This is a genomic window from Microcoleus sp. AT8-B5 (assembly GCF_036705565.1).
In the GTDB taxonomy this organism is placed as follows: Bacteria; Cyanobacteriota; Cyanobacteriia; order Cyanobacteriales; family Microcoleaceae; genus Microcoleus.
Genome location: NZ_JAUBUY010000035.1, coordinates 20,211 through 44,729, shown reverse-complemented (window position 1 = coordinate 44,729; position 24,519 = coordinate 20,211). Strand labels below are relative to the sequence as shown.

Genomic DNA, 24,519 nt, shown 5'->3' with positions numbered 1-24,519 from the left:
AGCCCCGGAACGCAGAAACCTAGTTTTTTTTACGAAAATACATAAATCGCGCCGCGCCATCCGCCCCAGTAGAAAAACCCCGAATGCTTGAGTTGTTCTAAATGTCGATCGAGCTTGAGAACACAAATTATTAAATTTTATGTCGCTCGCGCACTATCGAAATGAGTTTGCGATATGATCGCCACGGTAAAATAAGTATATACACTTAATCATTCATCTAACTCCTCAAAAAGTTTATAATTAAAAGAAGAAACAGATTTTTTTCGGAAATTGATTCGATTAGTTGCCGTTCCCAAAAATCTGCCGAATGTGGCTAATTATATCTACAGGGGAAATGCAACACTTTTTAGCCGATCAGTTAGCGCGTAAGTTAACAAGTGCTTTTGTCGTTGACTCCGAACCGAAAAATGGCATAGAGGACAAACCAATACCAGCGCAAGCGGCGGCTGAGGTGTTACGGTCAATTGTAAAAGTTTGGTAAAGTTATGGAACCCGCTGTCGCGAAGCTGAGCAACACCTGAAAAAGTTGGCTTCGTCGCCCGGAAACCCTAAATACAAGCACAACGCAGCCGAGCCAAATGCAGTCCGATCTAACTCTCCAGCAGTTGTAAAAGAACTTTTACCGCCGGCCTAGCATAAGGATTTAGTGATTTTTGTATACTATGTGAAAGTAGTGAGAACTATTAGAAGGAAGTGGGATCGACCAACCAATAATTTCGTGTGATATCCTTAAGCCAATGCTCAAAGTATCAACCTGAAGGCTCGCAGAAGAAAGCTGATTTTACCCACAAAATATCAAAGAGGTCAACATGGAAAGAGAACAGGACGCTCATATCGTACCCATTAGCAACCAGAGCCGACAGGTGCAGCAATTTTCCGTTGACGAGGGAGAAGATTTAAGCGCGCAGCCTCAGAAAGGATTGAATGTAAAGCCGTTGTTGAGGACTGTTCAGCGAAAAGCCCTAATCATTATTGGGATTATAGGTCTAGTAGTCGGCGGAGTTGTTTATCAGATCAAGGGAGCCAAGAAAACATATCAAGGCGATTTTCGGATGCTAGTGGAACCCGTGACAACGGAGGCAAGAATTGCTGACCCCTCTGCCCTAGCCAATCGCAGCGAGGGGGGAGGAGTACCTAGTAGAGATTTTTTTAGTTTGGACTACGCAACTCAACTTCAAATTCTCCAGAGTCCTCAGATGCTGTCAGCTATTGTTAAACAAGTCCAAAAACGATATCCAAAATTCACTGAGAAAATGCTTCAAAAAGAATTAGTCGTTTTGCGGCTCGGAGAAGATCAGATGACGATGACTAAAATTTTGGAAGTTCGCTTCATGGGGAATGAGCCTGAATTTGTTGAGTTCGTTTTACAAGAAACTAAAAAGAAATATTTAAAGTACAGTCTTGATGAACGCAAGACTCGGATTGGTGAAGGTGTTAAATTTATTGAAGACCAGCTTCCGGGACTCAATAAGCGCGTAAACGACCTGAAATCGGAGTTACAGGTGATACAGCAGGAGCAACAGATTACCAATCCTCAAGAACAAGGCGCGCAATTAATCCAGCAAGTTCGTGCCGTAGAAACTTTAGAGTTAGAAACTCAAAGGCTACTGCAAGAACAGAAAACGCTGTACGCTAACTTGCAAAAACAATTAGATTTTACACCAAATGAAGCTATTGCTGCTTCTGCTTTAAGCGAAGAACCTCAATATAAAGAGTTGCTGACCAAGGTTAAGGAAGTAGAAGGTCAGATTGCTGTAGAAACAGCTCGGTTTAAATCTGCTAACCCTATAGTGGAAGCTTTAGAGCGCAAGCGGGCAAATTTAGTAGCTTTGCTCAACCAGCAAACTGATAGAATTTTGGGGCAAAATTTAGTCGGTACCCAAGCCAATTCTAAAGTTCAGAATTTTCAAAATTCTATTCGCATAGGCTTGATTAAACAATTGGTTGATACTGCTAACCAAGTTGAGGTCTTAGAAGCTCGCCGTCAGGCCATCAGCCAAACTAAAAACAATTTAAACAGGCAAGCAACAGAATTTCCCACCATAGCCCGCCGCTACAACGAACTGCAACAGCAATTAGAAGTAGCCGCCCGCACCCGCGATCAACTTCTAAGCCAGCGGGAAACTCTGCGCGTCCAAGCAGCTCAAAGCCAAGTACCTTGGGAAATAATTTCTGAACCACGGATACCGCTAGATGAGAAGGGCAACCTGATGCCAGTTCCATCGAAAGCTAAAAACAAATTAGTGATGGCAGTTGTTGGAGCGCTAGTTTTGGGTCTGGGAACTGCTATCCTCATTGAAAAAATTCGCAATATTTTCTACTGTGCTGATGACGTGAAAGATGCGGTTGATGTGCCTTTATTGGGAGCAATTCCTCTGGACAAAAATGCTAGAAAATTGCCGCCTTCTATTGCTAATGCCTATGCTTATATTGAAGGAAAAGAGGGTAATAAGAAAATTGCTGCGGAATTTATAGAAGCTTTTGACTCTCTTTATACTAATATCCGCTTTCTTTCTTCAAATCGAACGATTAGCTCTGTGGCAATTGGTTCGGCTACAGTTGGCGAAGGCAAATCTACCGTTGCTTTAAACTTAGCTCACGTGGCAGCGCTGGCGGGTCAGCGAGTGCTGTTAGTAGACGCGAATTTGCATTCCCCCAGCCTGCACTTGCTGTTGGAAGTGCCTAATGTCAAGGGATTGAGCAACTTGCTAGACCATAAAAACGAACCCAATGAAATTATCCAACGATCGCATCTAGCAGATAATCTTTTTGTATTAACTGCTGGTATCCCGAATCCTGGTACTGCCAGACGGCTGGCATCATCTCAGATGCAGTATTTAATGGAAGAACTTCAGGCAAAATTTGACTTAGTTATCTACGATACGCCGCCGCTGGCTGACAGTAAAGATACGAATTTTTTAGCGGCGCGCACCGATGGCATACTGATGGTTGTAGCAATTCGCCAGGTTCCCTTTTCTGTAGTCAAAAAAGTTTTCAGTCAATTAGAAAATTTTGGCATACCATGCTTGGGCACAGTTGCGAATCATGCCCCTAAACGCAAGAAGTATCCAGCATCGAGAGCATCAGTTGTTGAAGATAAAAGTGAATATTTGAATTTGACACCAGCACCGTCTCGTATCCGCAAACTAGCTCCAAAAAAAGAGTGAAACCCAACAAAGAAGACCCCCAAAAAAAGATGCCCGCCCTCGACATGAGTCAATCGATTTTAGATTTTAGATTTTAGATTTTAGAATTGACTTGGGCGAGATAAATGCTCTTTCTTGAGGATTTTTGATTTTCGATTTGGGATTGATTCCACGGATAAATCACGTGGCGGATACCACATGAAGAAATTCGCGGTCATGGAACTCCCAAAATTTTAGATTCTTGTTCAATCTCCCAGATTTGTCTGTGGAGTAAATCGAAAATCAAAAATCCTTGGACTGAGCGCGACTTGAAGCTCGCGCTCGCCCAACCTCTTAGGCCGAAGTCTCAAATCTCAAATCTCAAATCTCAAATCTCAAATTGACTGAGTGCGGACTAATTTCCATCGGGGTTGGTAGGAAATGTAACGATAAAATTAGTCCAGCCATTGCTGCTTTCAACCTCAATTTTTCCCTGCAACTGTTCCACAAGTTTTTGAACCAAAGCTAAACCCAAACCTGTACCTCCTTGTTTCCAAGGATCTGCGTTGGGAACTCGATAAAATTTCTCAAAGATTCGAGGCAATTCCTCTATTGAGATGGACGATTGATTGCTGAGTGTAAATTGGATTTCTGAAGCCACAGCACTTGCTTGTCGCGAATTTGTCCTTTGTTCTCCTTGTTCCCCCTCTCCGTTTTTGCACTCAACTTTCAGAAAAATTTCGCCGCCATTGGCAGTATATTTGCAGGCATTGTTGAGGAGTTCGGCTAAAATTCGTCCCAAACTAGCGCGGTTGGAACTGATCGTGGGGAGGTGACGATCGCACTCTACTCGCAAATCCTGGTGGCGGTCGTGGGCCCGGGTGTAAAACGGGTCGATAATAGTAGGCAGCCAGAGTTCTAAGTTTACTGGTTCGAGGTCGATCGGACAAGTTGCAGCTTCGAGCCGCTGCAAATCTAGCAAAGCATTAATCAAGTCTGTTTCTCTAGTACATTCTGTTTCTAAAATTTCTAGATAAATCTGGCGTCGATCTAGCGTGGGAGAAATTCTCAACATATGAATAGCCATTTTTATATTAGCTAAAGGCGTCCGCAGTTCGTGAGAAACTGTGCTGAGAAATTCATCTTTAAGGACATTTAAATGCTGGAGTTCGTGAACTTTTTGCTGCAATTCTGCGGTGCGTTCTTGGACTTGGCGTTCGAGGTCGGTGTTGAGATTTTGGACTTGCTGATAGAGTTGGGCTTGCTGAATGGCGATCGCGATTTGAGTTGCCAGTTGCAGCAGCAAATCCACTTCCGAAGGCTGCCACTGACGGGATTGGGAACACTGATGAACACACATCATCCCCCACAAATTGCCGTCTTGCAAAATTGGTACAATCAAATAAGCTTTGATTTGCGCTTGGTGGAACCAGGCATATTTTTCGGCACTCAAACGGGCTTGGTCGATGTCGGGGACGGCATAAATTTCCTGTTCTATCACCGAAGCAGATTCTTGCCAAATATTATCGGGCAGGATTTCTCCTAAGATTGAAGGCCCATTTTCGGCAACTGATTCTGCCACTACAATGCCGTAATTGCTCGACTCTAAATGCAGGATGGCTACTCGGTCAGCTTGCAAAACTTGGCGGACTTCATCGACGCTGGCGTTGAGAATTTCTTCGAGGTTTAAGGATTGGTGAATCCGCAAGGAAATGTGAGTTAACAGCCGATCGCGCTGCAATTGTTCGTGGAGTTTTGCCGTCCGTTCCCGCACCTGCTGTTCCAGTTTGGCGTTGCGGCTTTGCAACAGTTCCACTTTTTCTGCTTGCAATTGATAAACCGACTGCTGCAACTGTTTGACAACTCGATACATTTCGGTGGGGTCGAGGACTCTGAGCAAGCTGGTCTGAGTAATAATGCCCAACAGTTCTCCGCGCCCCCCGCACACGACTAACCGCTGCACTTGTTGCTGCTGCATTTCTTTGTGCGCCGTCCATAGGGAATCGGAGGGTTGAAGAAATTGCAGGGGAGTTCTCATGATTTTTTGACCTGGGGTTTGCTTGAAATTTAGTTCAAGAAACTGTGCCTGCACAATGTCATATTCGGTAATAATTCCCAGGGGTTGGTGAAAGGAATAGTGAAAAATGGAGGTATAGTCATCTTTGGGTTTCTCCATTGTTAATTCTTTGTTTTTTGTAATCACTACGCAACTGACTTGATGCTCTGACATCAGTTCGGTTATGCTCAGCAGCGAGGCAGTGTGAGGCGCTGTAATTGGCGTAGTCATTAATTCTGCTACCCGCCGCAATTTAAGAATGTTTGAAGGCTGCAATACTTGGCGAATTCTTTCCCGTGTCAGCACTCCTACCAAGTGGCGAAATTGATTGACGATCGGCAAATAGCGAATCTTGTGCTGGCGAAATAAGGATAAGGCGGTAAACACGTCTTGGTCGTCGGATTCTGTGAGGGAGACCGACACCGGGGACATCACTTCGGAAATTGGTATTTTGTGCAGGGCTACTTTGTGCTGGCTGTCTATTGTGCCAGAAGCTATCAGCCTCACTAGGTCGGCGGGAGTTAATATGCCGATTAACAGTCCGCGGCTGGGGTTGTCGGATAAGTTGCCTGTGGTAATAGTCTGCTGGTTCTGGACGACGAACACGCAGCGGGCCCGCACCTTTTCCGGCGCGGCTGTTTCGGTCATCGCCCCCCGGTCTGAGGGTACAGGTGTTTTGACTAGGGGACAACTGTTTTGCAACTGACTCATCAGCGCGATCGCCACTGCTAAGGAAGTTTCTGGCCCGGCAGTGAGGGGGTAGCGATCGATCGCTTGTTCTAAGGCTGAGGAGTAAAAGGGCGGGTGGTAGAACGGCATAGTGGATGGCAGGTTGTCAGAGGGCGGCTAACGATCGGGCAAAGCCTTGGGGAACGGCAGAAACAGTTCACAAAAAACCGGGCAATACTTGACATTACCGGATTTTTTGTGGCTCTTTTCGTACAGGTGAAACCCGTACAGGTGAAACTGCAAACACCTCTATACGGTTGCTGCACTCCTCAAAGGGTGAGTTTCCGTTTACTTTTCTAATCATATTTAATGCTGCATTCACATCAGCATTAATCAGCGTTTCATTCCCCGACCGAAACAACCCACGTTTAACTCTCTTACCCTGGTAAGACTCTTGCTTACCGACAGGATATAAATCCAAAAAGCTGCACTTACTTGTATAAGATTCTTCTGTAACTGTTACCTTTATCCCCACTAACTCAGCTTTGTAAGTAATCATTTCTACGAGCTTGGCGTCAGGAATTGCTACAAACGTCTGATTCGTTTTTTTTCCTAATTGTAAATTTTGTTTCCACCCCACATTTTTCCCAATAACTAACTGCCCGATTTGAGCGTCCACCAACCGCTTGACTATCAAACTGCTGGTTTGATGAAGATAGTTTTCAACTCGATTGTTTCGCTTAAAGATGATTTGCTGGATTTGATGTGTGGTATATTTCCCTTTCTCAAGTTTTGACTGTAAAAATGCTCGGCGCTTATTCAAACCTTGATTGATTGATTTGAGCTGTTTTCCATCATATAGAGTTGGAGTAAATGTTGGCTTATTTGATGCTAAAGCGACGAGGTTATCAATCCCTAAATCTCTACCTGCTATGAGTTGAGGGTTTAAATCCACCAACGTTACAGGCTTTTTATAAACAACCTCAACAACGTAGGTCGCTGTGGCAGGAACTATCCTTACCTCTATGACATCTTGCGCTTTTGTAGCAATTATTATGTCACTTTGAGATAAATGAAGTAGCCCATTATTTTTCTTTTTTCCCCTTTGTCCTATCGATTGGTTATCATAAATTAACAAGTTACGTCCACAGGTTTTATGTTTGTATTTGGGAATTCGGGGGGGGGATGAAAATTGATGGATATCTCGGTAATAAGCCTTGATTGACTTTTTCCAAGCCTCCGAATCGTGAATAACTTGTTTGAGAACTTGAGTGCTAATTTTAGCAGGTAAGGATTTATAGTCGGCTGTGGGTTTTAGGATGGCATATAACTGTTTTAGACTCTTGGCAGCGCCAACTTTTGACTCAGAGTTAAAAAAGTGTTGCCTCATGTAAGAGTTACCATAATTGTAGAGTTTTTTGGACAGGAAAGATAAGTCATCAAACTGTTTAAAAAACTGATGCTGCCGATCTATGTAATGCCTTTCAACGACAATCATAATTTTTTTGGGGGATAAACGAAAAGTTTTTTGTTGCTTTGTTAAGCACTGTACAATAAAGTCTTGGGATTATCCGATATAGTGTAACACCTCGCCTATGCTTGCGACTTAAATAATAGACTTTCTAATTGATTATTTCCATTAATCTGAGCTTCAGATTAATGGAAATAATCCGCAATCTCATTCATCTCAAATACGCAGGGCGGTTTTTACGGCCTGCTTTTCCCCTGAGACTCCCCTATAATCAAAATAACCCGAATGTAAAGTTTTACTACAAGATTTATCCATAATGACAACTTTAAGCTTAGAGCAAATTGCAGCCAAGTTAGAAAGCCAAAATTCCGCCGATCGCATGGTGGCTTTGGCCAACTTGCGGAATGTGCCTGCTGCAGAGGCGGTGCCTTTGATTAAAAAGGTGTTGAACGACGAAAGTTTGCAGGTACGATCGATGGCTGTGTTTGCTCTGGGGGTCAAACCGACAGCAGAGTGCTATCCTATTCTAGTCAAATTGCTAGAAACAGACCCGGATTACGGCATTCGCGCTGACGCTGCGGGTGCTTTGGGCTATCTCGAAGATATCAGAGCTTTTGATGCTTTGGTGCGCGCTTTTTACGAAGATACTCAATGGCTGGTGCGCTTCAGCGCTGCTGTTTCTCTGGGAAATCTCAAAGATCCCCGGGCCCGCGATGTGCTACTGAAAGCTCTCGACAGCGATCAAGTGGTGATCCAGCAGGCGGCAATTTCGGCTTTGGGGGAAATTAAAGATATTGGGGCGATCGATCGCATCCTCAATTTTGCTCAGTCGGAAGATTGGCTGATCCGCCAGAGGCTGGCTGAAGCTTTGGGCAATTTGCCGAGTGTTAAGAGCGTTTCGGCTTTGAAATACCTAGAAAAAGATAGCAATTCTCAAGTATCTGAGGCGGCAACAATTTCTCTCGATCGTTTGTCAAAAGCAGAAGTGTGACATAAAACTTTTAGTATGTTAAAAAACCCGGTTTATTCAATAAACCGGGTTAATCCGTATGTTAGCAATCTTAATAAAATTTATAGACTATTCAGTAAAACCAGAATGTATTATTTAAGCTGCGAGGCTAAATCGCAAGTTAAAATAGTTGTCGATCTCCTTTAACCGAAACTAACCATGAATCAAGCGCCCAATCCCTTTAACTCAAATCCCTCCAATCCGCTAGACCCCTTGGAGCAAGAAGTTGACGAGCAAGGTGAAGCATTGCCAAGACAGTACCACCCAGCTACTAAAAAAACTCTGCAAAAAGTCTTTATCATCCTGGTAGTTGTCGGGGCAATTATTGGGGGAATTCTATCTATAGGGGTGATTTCGCTGATGCAGAAAGCCGGACTCACTGATGTGCCGGCAAGGGTACAGAATCCCAAGTAATCAACTCCGAAGAATCTGTCGATGCTGAATGCACTGATTTTCTGGGATGAAGCTTGAGTAACTATGATGTTTTGTATGGATGTTTTCAAAATAATTGATGCTTAAAAATTCTACGGCTGCGCCCGATCGCATTTCACAGCGACAGATTTCGGAAAAACTTGTCTCCTCCGGCTTTCACGCTCTTTCTGACCCCCTGCGGATTCAGATTCTGGAGTTGCTGCGAGAACAGGAGTTGTGCGTTTGCGAATTGTGCGATCGGCTTTCTGTCCCTCAGCCTAAACTCTCTTTTCACCTCAAAGCCTTGAAGGATGCAGCTTTAGTCCGCAGCCGCCAAGAAGGCCGCTGGATTTACTACAGCCTCAATTTAGCTCAGTTTGTCGCCCTCGAACAGTACCTCGCCGAATACCGCCGCTTCAGCCAGATCCTGCCGGCACGCCCCTGTTCTGACGCAGATTAACCCATCAACATTTCTTAATGTGTTGATTGCCTGTTTGTCTTCCCTCATACTTGACATATCAAATTTTATTGATATGATTCCAGTGTACCCCTTAGTTATGGCATTGGGTGAGGTCAATGAACCGAGCAGAAAAGGCCAAGGTTTCCGCACTAAGTATAATTGCTTTGACCATAGGTGCGATCGGGCTTCTCAGCTCCTGCGGACAAGTCCAGTCGCCAGAATCGCAAAGCATTAAAATAGACGGTTCCAGCACCGTGTATCCAATTACGGATGCGATCGCCAAAGAATATCAAAATACCAATCCCAAAAAAGCATCAATTACTGTTGAATTCTCCGGTACTGGTGGAGGATTCAGAAAGTTTTGTGCTGGCGAAACAGACATCAGCAACGCCTCGCGCCCCATCAGCCCAGGGGAAATGGAAGCCTGCAACAAAGCAGGCATCCGCTACTACGAATTACCAGTCGCCTTTGACGCGCTCACAGTAGTAGTCAATCCCAACAATAGCTGGGCAAAAGACATCACAGTAGCCGAACTAAAAAAACTTTGGGAACCCGCCGCCCAAGGAAAAATTACCCGCTGGAATCAGATTCGACCTAATTGGCCAAATCAACCTATAACCCTTTACGGTGCAGGCAAAGATTCCGGTACATTTGACTACTTCACAGAAGCAACAGTAGGTACTGCGAAATCCAGCCGTACCGACTATACAGCTAGTGAAGATGATAATGTTTTAGCCCAAGGAGTTATCAAAGATCCAAATGCCTTGGGTTACTTTGGATTAAGCTATTACGAAACCAATCAAAATCAATTAAAAGCATTAGGAATAGACAATGGTAAAGGGCCAGTTCTACCCAGCATACAAACTGTAGAAAACGCTCAATATCAACCCCTCGGTAGACCTCTTTTTATCTATGTCAGTTACACCGCTGTCCAAAATAAACCAGAGGTGGGCGAGTTTGTGCAATTCTACATGAAAAAAGCACCAACTTTAGTCCAGTCGGTCGGTTACATTCCCCTACCAAGCGAAGGCTATCAACTGATTTACAAGAATTTCTACAATGGCAAAGTTGGGACTTTCTTCGATGGTCAAGCTAGGTTTGACTTAACCATTGGAGAGTTATTACGAAAAGAGGCAAAATTTTAATTTTTTCTCATCAAGTTTCACTTACCAGTTAACTAAATGAACCATCCTCAAGCAACTAACTCACCTGTCAAAGCAGGAAGCAAACTCAGTTTTTTTGAAAGATACCTCACCCTTTGGGTATTTCTTTGTATTTTAGGCGGTATTCTTCTCGGTAGACTATTCCCTAACGTCGCCGTCACCCTTGATGCTCTCAGCTTTTATCAGGTGTCAATTCCTATTGCCATCTGTCTGTTTTTTATGATGTATCCCATCATGGTAAAAATAGACTTTACCCAGGCGGCTAATGCAGCGCGAACGCCCAAACCAGTGATTTTAACATTAGTCGTCAACTGGGTTATCAAACCATTTACAATGGTAGCCTTTTCTCAGTTTTTCTTAGGTTGGCTATTTCGCCCCCTCATTACCGGCACCGAAATAATTCGTGGCAGTGAAGTCTCCATCGCTAGTTCCTACATTGCAGGTACAATATTATTAGGAATTGCCCCATGTACTGCGATGGTTTTAATGTGGGGATATCTGTCCTACGGCAATCAAGGACATACCCTCGTTATGGTTGCCATTAATTCCCTAGCAATGCTGTTTTTATATGCACCATTAGGCAGATGGCTGTTAGCAGCAAATGATTTAGTTGTTCCTTGGCAGACAATAGTATTGTCTGTATTGATTTATGTCGGTTTGCCCTTAGCCGCCGGAATGTATAGCCGTTTCTGGATTTTTAAACATAAAGGGCGAGAATGGTTTGAACGAGAGTTTATGCAATATCTGAGTCCAGTTGCTACGGCGGCCCTTTTGATTACGCTAATTCTTTTGTTTGCCTTCAAAGGAGAGTTGATTGTCAACAATCCTCTGCACATTCTTTTAATTGCTGTGCCTCTGTTTATCCAGACAAACTTCATTTTTCTGATTTCTTATGTAGCAGCTTTAAAACTCAACTTGTGCTACGAAGATTCAGCACCTGCCGCGCTGATTGGGGCCAGCAATCATTTTGAGGTAGCGATTGCTACGGCTGTGATGCTGTTTGGCTTAAACTCAGGTGCAGCCTTGGCTACAGTTGTCGGTGTTTTAATTGAGGTTCCAGTGATGTTAATGTTGGTAGAAATCTGCAAGCGAACAGCATTTTGGTTTCCCCGAAAACCAGAAACTGCATCGCTGCGAGACCCTCGTTGTCTGCCCAATTCCAATTGCTAGAATCTCATGAACGAATTCACTCATAAACCCAAAATTCTCTTTTTATACGGCTCTTTAAGAGAGCGTTCTTACAGCCGCTTGTTGGCGGAAGAATCGGCTCGAATTATTGAGGGGTTCGGTGCAGAGGTTAGGTTTTTTAATCCTCTGGAACTGCCAATTTACGGTAGCGTTCCCGATACGCATCCGAAGGTTCAAGAATTGCGGGAATTGAGCCTGTGGTCGGAGGGTCAAGTGTGGTCTAGTCCAGAAATGCACGGTAATATTACTGGCATTATGAAAAATCAAATTGACTGGATTCCTTTAAATATTGGGGCTGTCAGACCAACTCAAGGCAGGACTTTGGCGGTGATGCAAGTCAGCGGCGGTTCGCAGTCTTTTAATGCAGTCAATACTTTGAGAATTTTGGGCCGCTGGATGCGGATGTTTACGATTCCGAATCAGTCTTCGGTTGCGAAAGCTTATCAGGAATTTAATGAAGATGGGACGATGAAGGATTCGCCTTATCGCGATCGCGCGATCGACGTAATGGAGGAACTGTACAAGTTTACCTTGCTGTTGCGGGAGCAAACCGACTATTTGACCGATCGCTACAGCGAACGCAAGGAACAAGCCGCTAAAGAGGCGATCGCCCTAGCAAATCGCGCCCTTGAAACATCTAACTAACAACCACCAACTAACAACTAACAACCAACAACCAACAAATCCCATGAAAAAAGTAATGTTTGTGTGCAAAAGAAACTCCTGCAGATCGCAAATGGCAGAAGGATTCGCTAAAACCATCGGCGCCGGCAAGATTGGAGTCACCAGTTCCGGGTTAGAATCAAGCAGAGTTCATCCAACAGCAATTCAAGTCATGTCAGAAATCGGCATTGACATCACCGATCAAACATCCAACCCATTAAACGAATTCAATGCAGAAGACTACGACGCCGTAATTTCTCTCTGCGGCTGCGGCGTGAATTTACCCGAAGCGTGGGTATTGCGAGAAGTATTTGAAGATTGGCAACTCGACGATCCCGACGGACAACCCATCGAAACTTTTCACCGCGTTCGAGATGAAATTAAAGCACGAGTTGAAACATTAGTGGACTCTCTCAAGTAAGATTAAGTAGACGGGCGGGCAGGATGCCCACCCCACAATAAAATTAACTTTTGTGGAACAGGCCGAAAAGCCTGTTCTTAAGAATGGTGCAAGATGTGAGTTTCAATTAACTTTGTAGCGACAGTTAAAATTTGTCGCTTTCGCATCCAAAGAATTAGTGCTAAATTATGAGAGGCGTTCCGCCGGAACGCCTCTAAATCCGTTGCGAGCAGAGACTAAAAAGTTTAGCACATGATTCAGACCGCAGTCACGCCTTTCAAAAACAAACTTCACTCAGCTTTAACTAAAAAGCAGATTACAGTTTTACAAATTAATCTCGGCAAACGCTGCAACCTCGCTTGCACTCACTGCCACGTAGAAGCTAGCCCGACACGAACAGAAGAACTTTCCCCGGAAATTTGCGACCAATTAATTGAAATCATTCGCCGCTTTCCTCAAATTGAAACTGTTGACCTCACCGGCGGTGCTCCCGAAATGCTTTACGGTTTTAAGCCGCTAGCGGAAGCTGCCAGGGGGGCAGGTAAAGAGGTAATTGTTCGTTCTAACTTGACGATTTACTTTGAAAAAGGTTTTGAAGATATTCCCGAATATTGCGCGCAGCACCAACTCAGAATTGTGGCGTCGCTTCCCTGCTACCAAGCTGACAATGTGGACAAAATGCGTGGCAACGGTGTTTTTGACAGTTCGATTCGGGCGCTGCAAAAGCTAAATCAGTTGGGATACGGAAAAAACCCAAATTTAACTCTGGATTTGGTGTACAATCCACAAGTGCCGGCAACAGACAAGTTTTCGCTAACACCGGAACAAGGCAAGTTAGAGGAAGATTACAAGGTTTATTTAGCCGAAGATTTTGGGATTTGTTTTAATCAATTGTTCGCGATTACTAATTTGCCGGTGGGACGGACTAAGTTTCATTTGGAACATAAGAAACTTCACAAGTCTTATCTGGGGTTTTTGGAGGATAATTTTAATCCCGGTACTCTGGAACATTTAATGTGCCGTAACGAATTGTCGATCGACTATTTGGGCAATGTCTACGACTGCGATTTTAACCAAATGGAAAATCTGCCGGCGAAAACTGGCAGTGGGGAAAAGATAAATACTGCTAAATTGCTTGCATCTGGCAGTTTAGATGTGATTCAAGATGTGCAAACGGCTGCTTATTGTTACGGCTGTACGGCGGGTAGCGGTTCTAGCTGTGGCGGTACTTTGATTTAATTTAAGGGAAAAGTTGCGCTTTATTACAAAGTTTTTTAGCGCTAAAGCGCAACTATAGACCTTACGGTGTATGCAATGAATGAGTGGAGAGTTTAGGTAATGAATGATTCGCGATCGCCCGATGAAAATCCGCCGCCATCAAATAGGTGGAAACTGATTTTAGGGATTGGTTTAGCTGTGGCTTTAATTGCAGCGACTAGGTTTTTTAACTTTCAAGGAATTCTGAAAAATGCCTTGGAGTCGATCGCGAGTCTCGGCCCGTGGGGCCCGGCAGCTTTTATTCTCATTTACATTGTCGCAACCGTTCTATTTATCCCCGGTTCTTTGCTGACTCTCGGTTCTGGCGTTTTGTTTGGAGTCGTTGGCGGTTCGGTTTGTGTTTCCATCGGCTCAGTTTTAGGCGCAACTTGCGCTTTTTTGGTAGGGCGGTATTTAACTCGCGACTGGGTTTCCAAACAGATAGAGGGCAATCAAAAATTTAAGGCGATCGACTCCGCAGTTGCTTCTGAAGGATGGAAAATTGTGCTGCTGACGCGACTTTCTCCCATTTTTCCGTTTAATTTGCTTAACTATGCTTTTGGAGTCACGCAGGTATCTCTAAAAGATTATTTTTTGGCATCTTGGATCGGCATGATTCCCGGAACAGTCATGTATGTTTATATCGGTTCCCTGGCCGGGAGTTTGGCTGCACTTGGATCTAGCGGGCGATCGCGCACTGCTGCTGAGTGGACTCTTTACGGCATTGGTTTGGTAGCAACGATCGCCCTCACCGTTTATGCAACCCGCTTGGCTAAAAAAGCTTTAGACGAAAAAATTTCCCCTTGAAACCAAAGCACAAATCAGTAAAATTGTCAATAGAGTTTTGCTCATACATTATAATACATTAGAAATCTAAAAAACTCCGTATTTTCTCTGTGTTATTTACAATTATTTTGTTATACAAACGAGATAGATATTAAAGATATCGTAAAGCACAAACCTCAAATAGGTAAATCGAACGTCGAAATATACAATTGATGCCAAAATAGAAGGCGAGTGCCCAACCATAAGAAAAATTGTTTGCAATCCGGAATGTAAGTCTTACCATTTTAGATTTTAGATTTTAGATTTTAGATTGGGAATGACTGATGACCACCAGGGTTGGCAGCACCGGTCTACAGTTGCATTATTTTCTGAAACTGGTTTCACGACTTGGCTGATATTAATTCTGCCGAATGACCAATACAGTTTGATGAATTTGATTCGGAGAGAACATTTGATGATGCAAAACCCAGCAAATCAAGCCGGATCTGTGTCTGCGCCGCCGCCACACCAAACAAAAAAGCTGCGCCAAATCTGGGACAACATTAGCAATTCTGCTCAATCGCAGTGGCAGCAAGCGCACAGTCTTTGGCAACACAGACGGCAGCGCCGCCATTTGCTGACCCTGCTAATTCTGGGTACCACCGCTTTAACCATTAGCACAACAGCTTGCATCAGCTATTTTTTTGTACGCGGACTAATCCTTGACAATTTAAAGCAAATAGCACTATTAAAACTAGAAAAAGGCACCGATGAAATCGACCGCTGGCTAAGCAGCCGCAAAGCAGAAATAGAAACCATTGCTTACGATCCTACGGTTGGCACTCTCAATTGGCAATTAGTCGAACCCCGGTTGCAAGGAGAAATATACCGGTTAAAAGAGTATTTCATCCTGTCATTAATTCAACCCGACGGCTCATTTATCAATACTCTAGGCAACCGCGCGAACAGCAAAGACCGCCAACACTTTCAAAAAGCAATGGCCGGACAGCTCAACGTTTCCGACCCGCTGATCGGCCGCAGTACAAAAGTTTCTACGATTATTATTTCAGCTCCTATTTGGGCCTTACCTCCCGCTCCCAATCAAGTAATTGGAGTCCTATCGGGCAGCATTAAATTAGACCGAGTAACATCTGTCGCTAACAGCTTACTGTACGGTTCCGAAAGTTATGCTTTTGCGCTCAATTCACAAGGAGTGCCAATTGTTCATCCCAACAATAACTTAATCGGAAATATCGACCAGGAGGCCCCAAGCTTTTTACAGTCAAAAGACCCCGCTCTCTCCACAATTGCGCGGCAGATGATCGACCGCCAGACGAACATCGAACTGGTAAAAATAGATAACAAATGGGTGTATGTAGCCTATGCTCCCCTCAAGGAAGTTAACTGGTCGATGGCTTTAGTAATTCCCCGCGAAAATATTGAATCCCAACTGCAAGCATTAAATTTGCTGACATCCGTAGTCGCCGGACTGCTCATCCCGGCAATGCTAGCAGCCATTTGGCTAATTTACTCCTCCGAAAACAATCGCGCTCAAGCGGAGCGAGAAGCCATGCTCAACCGGATTGCTGGACGTATTCGCGCTTCTCTTGAATTAGACAAGATTGTGCAAAGTACAGTCGAAGAAATAGTAAGTTTGCTGCACCTAGAACGGGCGGCTTTTGGTTGGTACAAACCGCAAGAAAAAACGTTACAAATCCTGTGGGAATATTGCCCATCTGATTCTCCGACACAAGCCCTAAAGTTTGAGTCTTACTTTATCGAAAATGTGTTAGTACGGAGTGGTCAAGGCGAACCAATTATTCTTTCGAGCGACACTTGGGCGGAGGGTGTAACTCAACCGCCGGAACTTAAAGCTAATAGCTATTTAGCCGTACCTGTCCAGACTCAGAACCAGCCGCAGGGTTATTTAATTTGTAGCCACGCTACTCATTGGCTTTGGAGTCGGGAGGAAATTCAACTGTTAAAAGCTGTAGCAGACCAATTGGCGATCGCAATTACTCAAGCTCACCTTTACAGTCAAACCCAAGACCAAGTAAAACTGCTTAATAGTGCCTTAAATGAACTGAAAAAAACTCAAACTCATTTAGTGCAGAGCGAAAAAATGTCATCCCTAGGTCAAATGGTGGCTGGAATAGCGCACGAAATCAACAACCCCGTTAACTTTATTTCGGCTAATTTGCCTCACACCAGCAAATATACTAAAGATTTATTAGAGTTGGTGAGTTTATACAAAGAAGCATTCCCAGAGGTTCCCCAGGAAATCGCAGAATTTAGCGAAGAAATCGAGTTAGAATTTATCGAGGAGGATTTGCCGCATATATTGAATTCTATGAAAATAGGAAGCGAACGCATTCGCAGCATAGTTCTTTCTTTGCGGAACTTTTCTCGCCTGGATGAATCTGACAAAAAGCTAGCGGATATTCACGAAGGTATAGAAAATACCTTGCTGCTGCTCTCCAACCGCATTAAAAATAGAATTTATATAGTCAAGAAATACGGAAAAGTGCCTTCAGTCGAGTGCTATCCGTCTCAGCTAAATCAGGTGTTTATGAACTTGCTGAGTAATGCGATCGATGCCTTGAACGAGATCGATCGCCTGGATAAAATTATTACTATTTCCACGGGGGTAGTTCGCGAACATGGCGGTAAATTTCTGAAAGTGGCGATCGCCGACAACGGCCCCGGCATTCCCGACAGCGTTAAAGACCAAATTTTTAACCCATTTTTTACTACTAAAGATGTGGGTAAAGGCACGGGTTTGGGGTTAGCAATTAGCTACAAAATTGTAGTAGATGGACATGGTGGTAGCATCACAATTGCTAAACCTCCGGGGGGAGGAACGGAATTTTTGGTTAAAATTCCTATTAGTAACGGAAAGTAAAACGATTTTAGATTTTAGATTTTAGATTTTAGATTTGGGAAGGACTGATAAAATAAGAGTTTATAGCTTGTCTACAGTTGCCTTGTTTAAACTCGTACAAGTAGGAAGTGGGAAAGGAAGCCCGCAGATTTTGTAAAGTTTTAACGGAGGTAAGGGATAGAAGGAAGAGGGAAGAGGGGCTAAACAGTTTTAATTAATGCTAAATTTACGGCGGTTGGCTAAAATTAGAATAGTTTTTGTTAAAGGTGTTTTATGGCTGTTGGCAAGGATACAATTTTCGAGCGCTTTTTGTCGCCCCTGATGCGACTGGCGATCGACGAAGAAGCGCTGAAACGACTCTACGAAGGTATCGACTGGGAAACAGCGGGCGATCGCTACCGACAACCCAACTTAGTTTATCCCGAATATTACAGCAGCCAAAACTTTCACGGCATTAAACGCGGCTATCTCAACCCCAGTGCCGCCGTTTCCTACGATCCCATCACGCAATATGTTTTGCCTCCCCACGAAACAGTCGTCAGGCAAGGCTTAATTGACGCTGTGCGGGTGAAACCGCGCCGAATCATCGATTTGGGATGCGGCACCGGTTCGACAACGCTCATGCTCAAGCAGGCTTTTCCCGAAGCGGAAGTTGTCGGCCTGGACTTGTCGCCTTATATGCTGGTAGTTGCCGACATGAAAGCGCAAAAAGCCGGCTTAAATATCCAGTGGTTGCACGGAAATGCCGAAAGCGTTGCTTTTGGCGATGCTAGCTTCGATTTAGTCGCAGCTTCCTTGCTGTTTCACGAGACGCCACCTGCTGTATCGCGGGCAATTTTGCGAGAAAGCTTCCGACTGCTGAAGGTTGGGGGACAAGTGGCAATTTTGGACGGAAACCAAAAAACTTTGCGGCAGACAGAGTGGCTGACTGATATCTTTGAAGAGCCTTATATTAAGTCTTACGCGGCTGGCAGCCTCGATGCTTGGGTGGGGGCTGCAGGATTCGCGGGGGTGCAAACTCACGAACACTGGTGGGTGAATCAGGTGACGCAGGGCGTGAAACCTTTGCCGGGGGAAGATTTGGAACAGGCTAAGGTGGCGAGGGGGTGGAATTGGGGCGATCGAACTCCTGATTTTGATGGCGATTTACCGGGCATTCCAGCTCCGGCTTGACTTATTGTTGAGGTGTATTTTTCGCCCTTTGGGGGCGGGTTTCATAGATGGTTAGTTTTAGGTTGAGATGGTTGGTAAAACCCGCCCCTACTAACTTGCTAATGACTGATGATTAATGACTAATGACTAATGACTCTAAAAGCAGTTTTATTTGATTTTAATGGTGTGATTGTTAATGACGAGCCAATTCACGAGAAAATAATCGCACAATTGATGCTCGATGAAAATCTCCAGCTCAAACGTGGGGAGTTTCGAGAAATTTGTTTGGGAAGGAGCGATCGCGCTTGCATTACCGAACTGCTCAAGCGCCGGGGACGATATCTAACAGAAACATATCTGGATCGACTGCTGCAACGCAAGGCCCAAGCTTACAAAGCTCAAATAGATACTTTGGAGAAACTGCCGATTTATCCCGGTTTGGCAGAATTTATTGATAAAATTCGGCCCGCCGGACTGAAAATGGCCGTAGTTAGCGGGGCAATGCGATCGGATATAGAATTGGTGTTAGATCGGGCCGGTTTGGCAGCAAACTTTGAGTTAATTGTTGCAGGCGATGACTTGACGGCAAGCAAACCAGCACCCGACGGCTATCTATTGGCTGTGGAACTTCTCAACCAGAAATATCCCGACTTTAACCTGCAACCGATCGAGTGTTTGGCGCTAGAAGATACTTTTGCGGGGATTGAAGCAGCGAAAAAAGCGGGGATTCAGGTTGCGGGTGTGACTCACACTTACCCGTTTCACATGATTCAGCGCCAAGCTAATTGGACGGTGGACTATTTTGCTGATTTAGAGTTGGATAGAGTGGCGGCATTTTGCTCGATCGCCCCCACTGAGCCGGCTGCGGAAAACACTTGACCTTTTTAGCAGTTACGTGCTAGTGTAAGTGACGGTCTGCGAACGTGAGAGCAAGCAAAACCTGTCAGCCTTTTAGATTCGGCAATCTCGCATCTAAAATGCTAAATTAAAACTCAATCAGGGGAATTAGCTCAGTTGGTAGAGCGCTGCGATCGCACCGCAGAGGCCAGCGGTTCGAGTCCGCTATTCTCCATAAATTAGGGGTATTTCTACAGGTGACGATCGTACTCAAAGCGAAGTGCGATCGTCACCTGCTTTGATACTCGCCTATGCAAGTGCGATCGACTCGGTTGCTGCTTAAGTTTTAGCATCAATAACCTGTCGAGAGCGAGAAACCCGCTTTCTATGAGTGTGCGATCGACCCGGTTGCTGCCTAACTGGTAGCATCAATAAGATAATTTATGTAAAGAAACCGGTTTCTAATTACACAGTAATTGCTGAAAAGACGTATTTTGGTGTCTAAACCAGGTTTCCCCAAAAAATCCGGTAAGCCCGCGATCCCCACCCTGATGTCATCAGTCAATCTAAAATCTAAAATCTAAAATCTAAAATGGTATCAGCCCGGTTTCTGCCGCAGTTGCCCTCAATCCCCACAAAACATTCATTTTGTCAAAAACAATAAGTTTTGTAGCTAAAAATACAACAGTCTGCTGAAGCGAGTCTTAATATCAAGTCGCTATGTGTTATTATTCTCAATCATCAGACTCATCTGTTCAAGAGTAACAAGAAAAAATGACAAAGCGATTCGATCGGCGGAAATTCCTTTTATACGGTTCTGCTACCCTAACATCAAGTTTATTTCTAAAAGCTTGTAGAACTCCCACCCCAACAGCAACTCCAGCCGCTTCTCCTTCTCCAACTTCAACAGGAACACCAGCAGCAGCCGGGGGCGGAAACACGATCAAAGTAGGAATTTTGCATTCCTTGAGCGGCACGATGTCAATCAGCGAAAAAAGCGTTGTCGATGCCGAACAATTAGCGATCGAAGAAATTAATAAAGCTGGGGGTGTCCTCGGAAAACAAATCGAAGCAGTCATAGAAGACGGCAACTCAGACTGGCCGACTTTTGCAGAAAAAGCCAAAAAATTGATCGACCAAGATAAAGTTGTCACCGTCTTCGGCTGCTGGACATCCGCTAGCCGCAAAGCAGTATTGCCGGTATTTGAAGAAAAAAATCATATGCTCTGGTACCCCGTACAATACGAGGGTCAAGAGTGTTCCAAGAACATCTTTTATACCGGGGCGGCGCCGAACCAGCAAATCGAACCAGCAGTTGACTGGCTGCTAGAAAATAAAGGGAAAAAATTCTTCTTAGTCGGGTCTGACTACGTTTTCCCCCGCACGGCAAATACCATTATCAAAGCACAGCTAGCAGCCAAAGGCGGCGAATTAGTTGGGGAAGATTACATTCCTTTGGGCGGGACAGAAGTCACGCCAATTATTACTAAAATTAAGGCAGCTTTGCCAGACGGCGGCGTCATTTTCAATTCTCTCAACGGCGACAGCAACGTAGCATTTTTCAAACAGTTGCAGGGTGCAGGTTTGGGCCCGGACAAATATCCGTCAATGTCTGTCAGTATTGCTGAAGAAGAAGTAAAGGCGATCGGCGTAGAATATCTTAAAGGCCATTACGCCGCCTGGAATTACTTCATGACTGTAGAATCTCCGGCCAATACAAAATTTGTGGAAGCTTTCAAGGCAAAATACGGTAAAGATAGAGTGACCAATGACCCGATGGAAGCAGCTTACATCATGGTTTACCTGTGGAAGCAAGCCGTCGAAAAAGCAGGGACAGCCGACGATTTGGAAAAAGTACGGGCAGCAGCTTTGGGTCAAACCTTTGACGCGCCGGGGGGCACAGTAACGATGGATGTTAACCATCACCTTTCTAAATTTGTGCGGTTGGGCGAAGTTAGAGACGACGGTTTATTTAACATCGCTTTTGCTACACCAGAAGCAGTGAAGCCGGTGCCTTGGAATCAATTTGTCGCTGAAACAAAAGGCTTTGCTTGCGATTGGTCAGACCCCGCAAAAGGTGGCAAATTCAAAGTTTGATAAGTAGGTAATACCAATTTCAATACGCTTGGGTGAAGCCCGATCCCCCCTAGCCAAGGGCGGGCACGGGGAGTAGGGGTAGCACCGCCCCTACCAAGGGGGGAGTAAGAGCATTCTTTCGTCAATCCCTACTCCCCTTAATAAGAGGTAATATCATGTCCGGTCGATTACTCCTAATACGGTAGGGGCGGGTTCACGAAAAATATCTGCCAATAATTGACAATCTCAAAAACCCGCCCTTTTAATCGCAGTCACTCGATCGGACATGATATAACCGGAGTCTTCAAATTCCCCCTTAATATAGGGGAACTGGACTCTTCAAAGTCAACCCCTACTCCCCTTATTAAGGGGGATTTAGGGGAATCGAGATACTGAATCTAAGCATTTTTTATATAAAACTCGATGCTTAACTTGACACCAATGGGGTAAAATCAGCCCCTAATTATCCGCGAACAAAGTTAACCGACTTGATGCAGGAGTAACACAATTGGCGATATTAGATGGTTTATTTAACGGCCTTAGCATCGGCGCTGTTTTACTAATTGCAGCCCTGGGACTAGCGATTATTTTCGGGCTGATGGGCGTAATTAATATGGCTCATGGCGAGTTGATGATGCTGGGGGCTTATACAACTTTCGTAGTGCAAAATGTCTTCAAAGGTATCGGAGGATTTGCTTTTGAAACCTACATTTTATTTGCAATTCCCCTAGCTTTTTTAGTGGCTGCATTGGTAGGATTAATTCTCGAACGGGGAGTGATTCGCTATCTTTACGGGCGGCCGCTAGAAACTCTGCTGGCAACTTGGGGCGTAAGTTTAATTTTGCAGCAGTTTGTCCGCAGCGTCAGTTGGGTGTTGGTAATTGGGATTGCGGTGTTTTGTTTGCTGTTTTTTGGCGGTTTGCGGGTGCTGAAATCGCGCCTGGATTTCGATCGCATTCGCAGCACAATTATCGCCATAATTTTGCCTTTATCTTTGGGTATTTCCTGGGCGGTGAGCACCTTTTTAGGGCAAACTTACAAACTGGCCGTAACTCAACCTTGGTTTGGCGCTCAAAATGTGGACGTGACTGCACCGCAATGGTTGCGGGGCGGCATACCGCTGGGCAATTTTCAGTTGCCCTACGCGCGAATTTTTATTATTGTCCTCACCGGAATTTGTTTGGCGGGAATTTACCTATTTTTGCAAAAGTCTGTGTGGGGATTGCGGATTAGATCCGTGACGCAAAATCGCAGCATGAGTGCGTGTTTGGGTATTCCTACCGAACAAGTAGACGCGCTGACTTTTGCTTTGGGTTCAGGCTTGGCTGGTGTCGCTGGGTGCGCGATTAGTTTGATTGGTTCGGTAGGGTCAAATACCGGACAAAATTATATAGTCGATACCTTTATGGTGGTGGTTGTGGGCGGTGTTGGCAAGATTGTGGGGAGTGTAGTTGCTGCGATCGCGATCGGCACTGCCAATTACCTGATCGGTTCGGGAACTCTAGCATTAATGTTCGCTCCTATCAAGCCTTTAGCCGACTTCTTCACATTTTTCGCCACAACCAGCATGGCAAAAGTAATGGTATTCGCCTTAATTATGGCTTTTCTGCAAGTGAAGCCGGGAGGGATTTTCCCGCAAAAAGGGCGGACGGTAGAAAATTAAAAATTACAACTGCGAGTGTAGCGAAAAATGCAGAAAAAACATCAAAAACCCTGGGTAAAAGAAGCGGCAATTGTCAGCGCGATCGCCCTCACATTCATCTTACTCCTCCCAGGAATACTCCCCGACGTTCGGCTCAATCAATTAGGGCGATTTTTAGCACTAGCAATTGCAGCCCTCGGCATAGACTTAATTTGGGGATACACGGGTTTACTTAGTTTAGGACATGGGGTGTTTTTTGCGATCGGCGGCTACGCCTTCGCCATGCACCTAAAACTGCAAATTCCCCCAACCGCCAGCAGTCAATTGCCAGAATTTATGAACCTCTACGGCGTTACCGAACTCCCCTGGTTTTGGCAACCATTTTATTCATTTCCCTTCTCAGCATTAGCAATAGTTCTCATCCCCGCCATCTTGGGTGCACTTTTAGGTTATTTAGTATTCCGCAATCGAATTCGAGGCGTTTACTTTTCAATTCTCACCCAAGCAGCAACCATTGTATTTTTCAACTTCTTTAACGGTCAGCAAAAACTGATTAACGGCACCAACGGACTCACCGACTTTAAAACCTTGTTCGGAGCCACAGTCAATGACCGAGATACTCAATATATTTTCTACATTCTCACCATACTATTTCTAGCAGCAAGTTACGCCCTCTGCCGATGGCTGACCAGCGGACGCTTCGGTCGCCTGCTAGTAGCAATTCGCGACGACGAAGTGCGCCTGCGTTTCTCAGGTTACAATCCCACAGGATATAAAGTTTTAGTCTTTGCAATTTCCGCCGGTTTAGCCGGGATTGCCGGCGCATTATTTACCGTACAAACCGGAATCATTTCGCCAAAAGCAATGGATATTGCCTTTTCAATTGAAATGGTAATCTGGGTCGCAGTGGGAGGCCGCGCCACATTATCTGGAGCAATATTAGGAGCGCTGCTAGTCAACTTTGGCAAGAGTTTTTTGAGCGAACAATTTCCCGAAGTGTGGCTATTTTTCCAAGGCGCGCTATTTTTAATAGTAGTCACAGTCCTGCCCGACGGCATAGTCGGATGGCTGCAAGATCAAAGTTTCGACCAAATCCGCAGCTTGTTCAGAAAACCGAAGTACGTATCTACTTACCCCAGCCTGGAACAAGACCCCCAAGTGCAGCTCGAAAAAGAAGAACTTGAACATTGAGTGCAAAAATATCGTGTAATTTATAAGTAGGCTGACATAAATAAATGTCACCTACAACAGACAAACAAAGCAATCGCAATAGACTTGGGAAAATCTGCGTTTC

General features: G+C 44.7%; 19 protein-coding genes and 1 tRNA gene. 18 read left to right on the top strand and 2 right to left on the bottom strand.

Going from position 1 to position 24,519, the window contains the following annotated elements:
* Positions 1–307 precede the first annotated feature (307 nt).
* On the top strand, positions 308–481 hold the full coding sequence (locus QUB39_RS21350; RefSeq protein ID WP_333055616.1) for a hypothetical protein: 174 nt from the start codon (positions 308–310) through the stop codon (positions 479–481).
* Positions 482–809: 328 nt separating this feature from the next.
* Positions 810–3,167, top strand: coding sequence for a polysaccharide biosynthesis tyrosine autokinase (locus tag QUB39_RS21345; protein WP_333055615.1), 2,358 nt, complete (start codon positions 810–812; stop codon positions 3,165–3,167).
* A gap of 373 nt (positions 3,168–3,540) precedes the next feature.
* On the opposite strand, the gene QUB39_RS21340 is transcribed toward QUB39_RS21345, so the two are convergent.
* Both QUB39_RS21340 and QUB39_RS21335 read right to left on the bottom strand, forming a co-directional pair.
* Positions 3,541–6,000 (bottom strand): CBS domain-containing protein, encoded by a 2,460-nt coding sequence (locus QUB39_RS21340; RefSeq protein ID WP_333055614.1) that lies wholly within the window; start codon positions 5,998–6,000, stop codon positions 3,541–3,543.
* Between the two features lie 94 nt (positions 6,001–6,094).
* On the bottom strand, positions 6,095–7,348 hold the full coding sequence (locus QUB39_RS21335) for a transposase (RefSeq protein WP_333055613.1): 1,254 nt from the start codon (positions 7,346–7,348) through the stop codon (positions 6,095–6,097).
* Positions 7,349–7,637: 289 nt separating this feature from the next.
* Here QUB39_RS21335 and QUB39_RS21330 point away from each other — a divergent pair, with 289 nt between their 5' ends.
* The 16 genes from QUB39_RS21330 (at position 7,638) to urtC (ending at position 24,416) form a co-directional block, all read left to right on the top strand.
* Positions 7,638–8,312 (top strand): HEAT repeat domain-containing protein, encoded by a 675-nt coding sequence (locus QUB39_RS21330; protein ID WP_333055612.1) that lies wholly within the window; start codon positions 7,638–7,640, stop codon positions 8,310–8,312.
* A 177-nt stretch (positions 8,313–8,489) separates the two neighbouring features.
* Complete coding sequence (locus tag QUB39_RS21325; RefSeq protein WP_172188171.1) at positions 8,490–8,744, top strand: hypothetical protein; 255 nt, start codon at positions 8,490–8,492, stop codon at positions 8,742–8,744.
* Between the two features lie 97 nt (positions 8,745–8,841).
* Positions 8,842–9,201, top strand: a complete 360-nt coding sequence (locus QUB39_RS21320; RefSeq protein WP_333055611.1) for a metalloregulator ArsR/SmtB family transcription factor — start codon at positions 8,842–8,844, stop codon at positions 9,199–9,201.
* Positions 9,202–9,317: 116 nt separating this feature from the next.
* Entirely contained in the window at positions 9,318–10,346 is a 1,029-nt protein-coding gene (locus QUB39_RS21315; RefSeq protein ID WP_333210710.1) for a PstS family phosphate ABC transporter substrate-binding protein, read from the top strand.
* Positions 10,347–10,382: 36 nt separating this feature from the next.
* Positions 10,383–11,534, top strand: coding sequence for an ACR3 family arsenite efflux transporter (gene arsB / locus QUB39_RS21310; RefSeq protein ID WP_333055609.1), 1,152 nt, complete (start codon positions 10,383–10,385; stop codon positions 11,532–11,534).
* Between the two features lie 6 nt (positions 11,535–11,540).
* Positions 11,541–12,197 (top strand): arsenical resistance protein ArsH, encoded by a 657-nt coding sequence (arsH, locus tag QUB39_RS21305; protein ID WP_333055608.1) that lies wholly within the window; start codon positions 11,541–11,543, stop codon positions 12,195–12,197.
* A 43-nt stretch (positions 12,198–12,240) separates the two neighbouring features.
* A complete protein-coding gene (arsC, locus tag QUB39_RS21300; protein WP_190732266.1) occupies positions 12,241–12,636 on the top strand; it encodes an arsenate reductase, glutathione/glutaredoxin type in 396 nt (131 codons plus the stop codon).
* A gap of 231 nt (positions 12,637–12,867) precedes the next feature.
* Positions 12,868–13,854 carry an arsenosugar biosynthesis radical SAM (seleno)protein ArsS gene (gene arsS / locus QUB39_RS21295; protein ID WP_333210707.1) on the top strand — a complete coding sequence of 329 codons (987 nt, stop codon included), beginning with the start codon at positions 12,868–12,870 and terminating at the stop codon, positions 13,852–13,854.
* 99 nt (positions 13,855–13,953) lie between these two features.
* Positions 13,954–14,679 carry a TVP38/TMEM64 family protein gene (locus QUB39_RS21290; RefSeq protein ID WP_333055605.1) on the top strand — a complete coding sequence of 242 codons (726 nt, stop codon included), beginning with the start codon at positions 13,954–13,956 and terminating at the stop codon, positions 14,677–14,679.
* A 295-nt stretch (positions 14,680–14,974) separates the two neighbouring features.
* Positions 14,975–17,539, top strand: coding sequence for an ATP-binding protein (locus QUB39_RS21285; RefSeq protein WP_333055604.1), 2,565 nt, complete (start codon positions 14,975–14,977; stop codon positions 17,537–17,539).
* A 252-nt stretch (positions 17,540–17,791) separates the two neighbouring features.
* Positions 17,792–18,691 carry a class I SAM-dependent methyltransferase gene (locus tag QUB39_RS21280; protein ID WP_333210705.1) on the top strand — a complete coding sequence of 300 codons (900 nt, stop codon included), beginning with the start codon at positions 17,792–17,794 and terminating at the stop codon, positions 18,689–18,691.
* 129 nt (positions 18,692–18,820) lie between these two features.
* Positions 18,821–19,549: an HAD family phosphatase gene (locus QUB39_RS21275; RefSeq protein ID WP_333210702.1), complete on the top strand. Its 729-nt coding sequence runs from the start codon at positions 18,821–18,823 to the stop codon at positions 19,547–19,549.
* Positions 19,550–19,669: 120 nt separating this feature from the next.
* Positions 19,670–19,742: transfer RNA gene (locus tag QUB39_RS21270), tRNA-Ala, on the top strand.
* A gap of 539 nt (positions 19,743–20,281) precedes the next feature.
* Complete coding sequence (gene urtA, locus QUB39_RS21265; RefSeq protein WP_333210700.1) at positions 20,282–21,604, top strand: urea ABC transporter substrate-binding protein; 1,323 nt, start codon at positions 20,282–20,284, stop codon at positions 21,602–21,604.
* A gap of 487 nt (positions 21,605–22,091) precedes the next feature.
* Positions 22,092–23,246 (top strand): ABC transporter permease subunit, encoded by a 1,155-nt coding sequence (locus QUB39_RS21260; RefSeq protein ID WP_333055600.1) that lies wholly within the window; start codon positions 22,092–22,094, stop codon positions 23,244–23,246.
* A gap of 27 nt (positions 23,247–23,273) precedes the next feature.
* A complete protein-coding gene (urtC, locus tag QUB39_RS21255; protein WP_333055599.1) occupies positions 23,274–24,416 on the top strand; it encodes an urea ABC transporter permease subunit UrtC in 1,143 nt (380 codons plus the stop codon).
* The last annotated feature ends 103 nt before the right edge of the window (positions 24,417–24,519 follow it).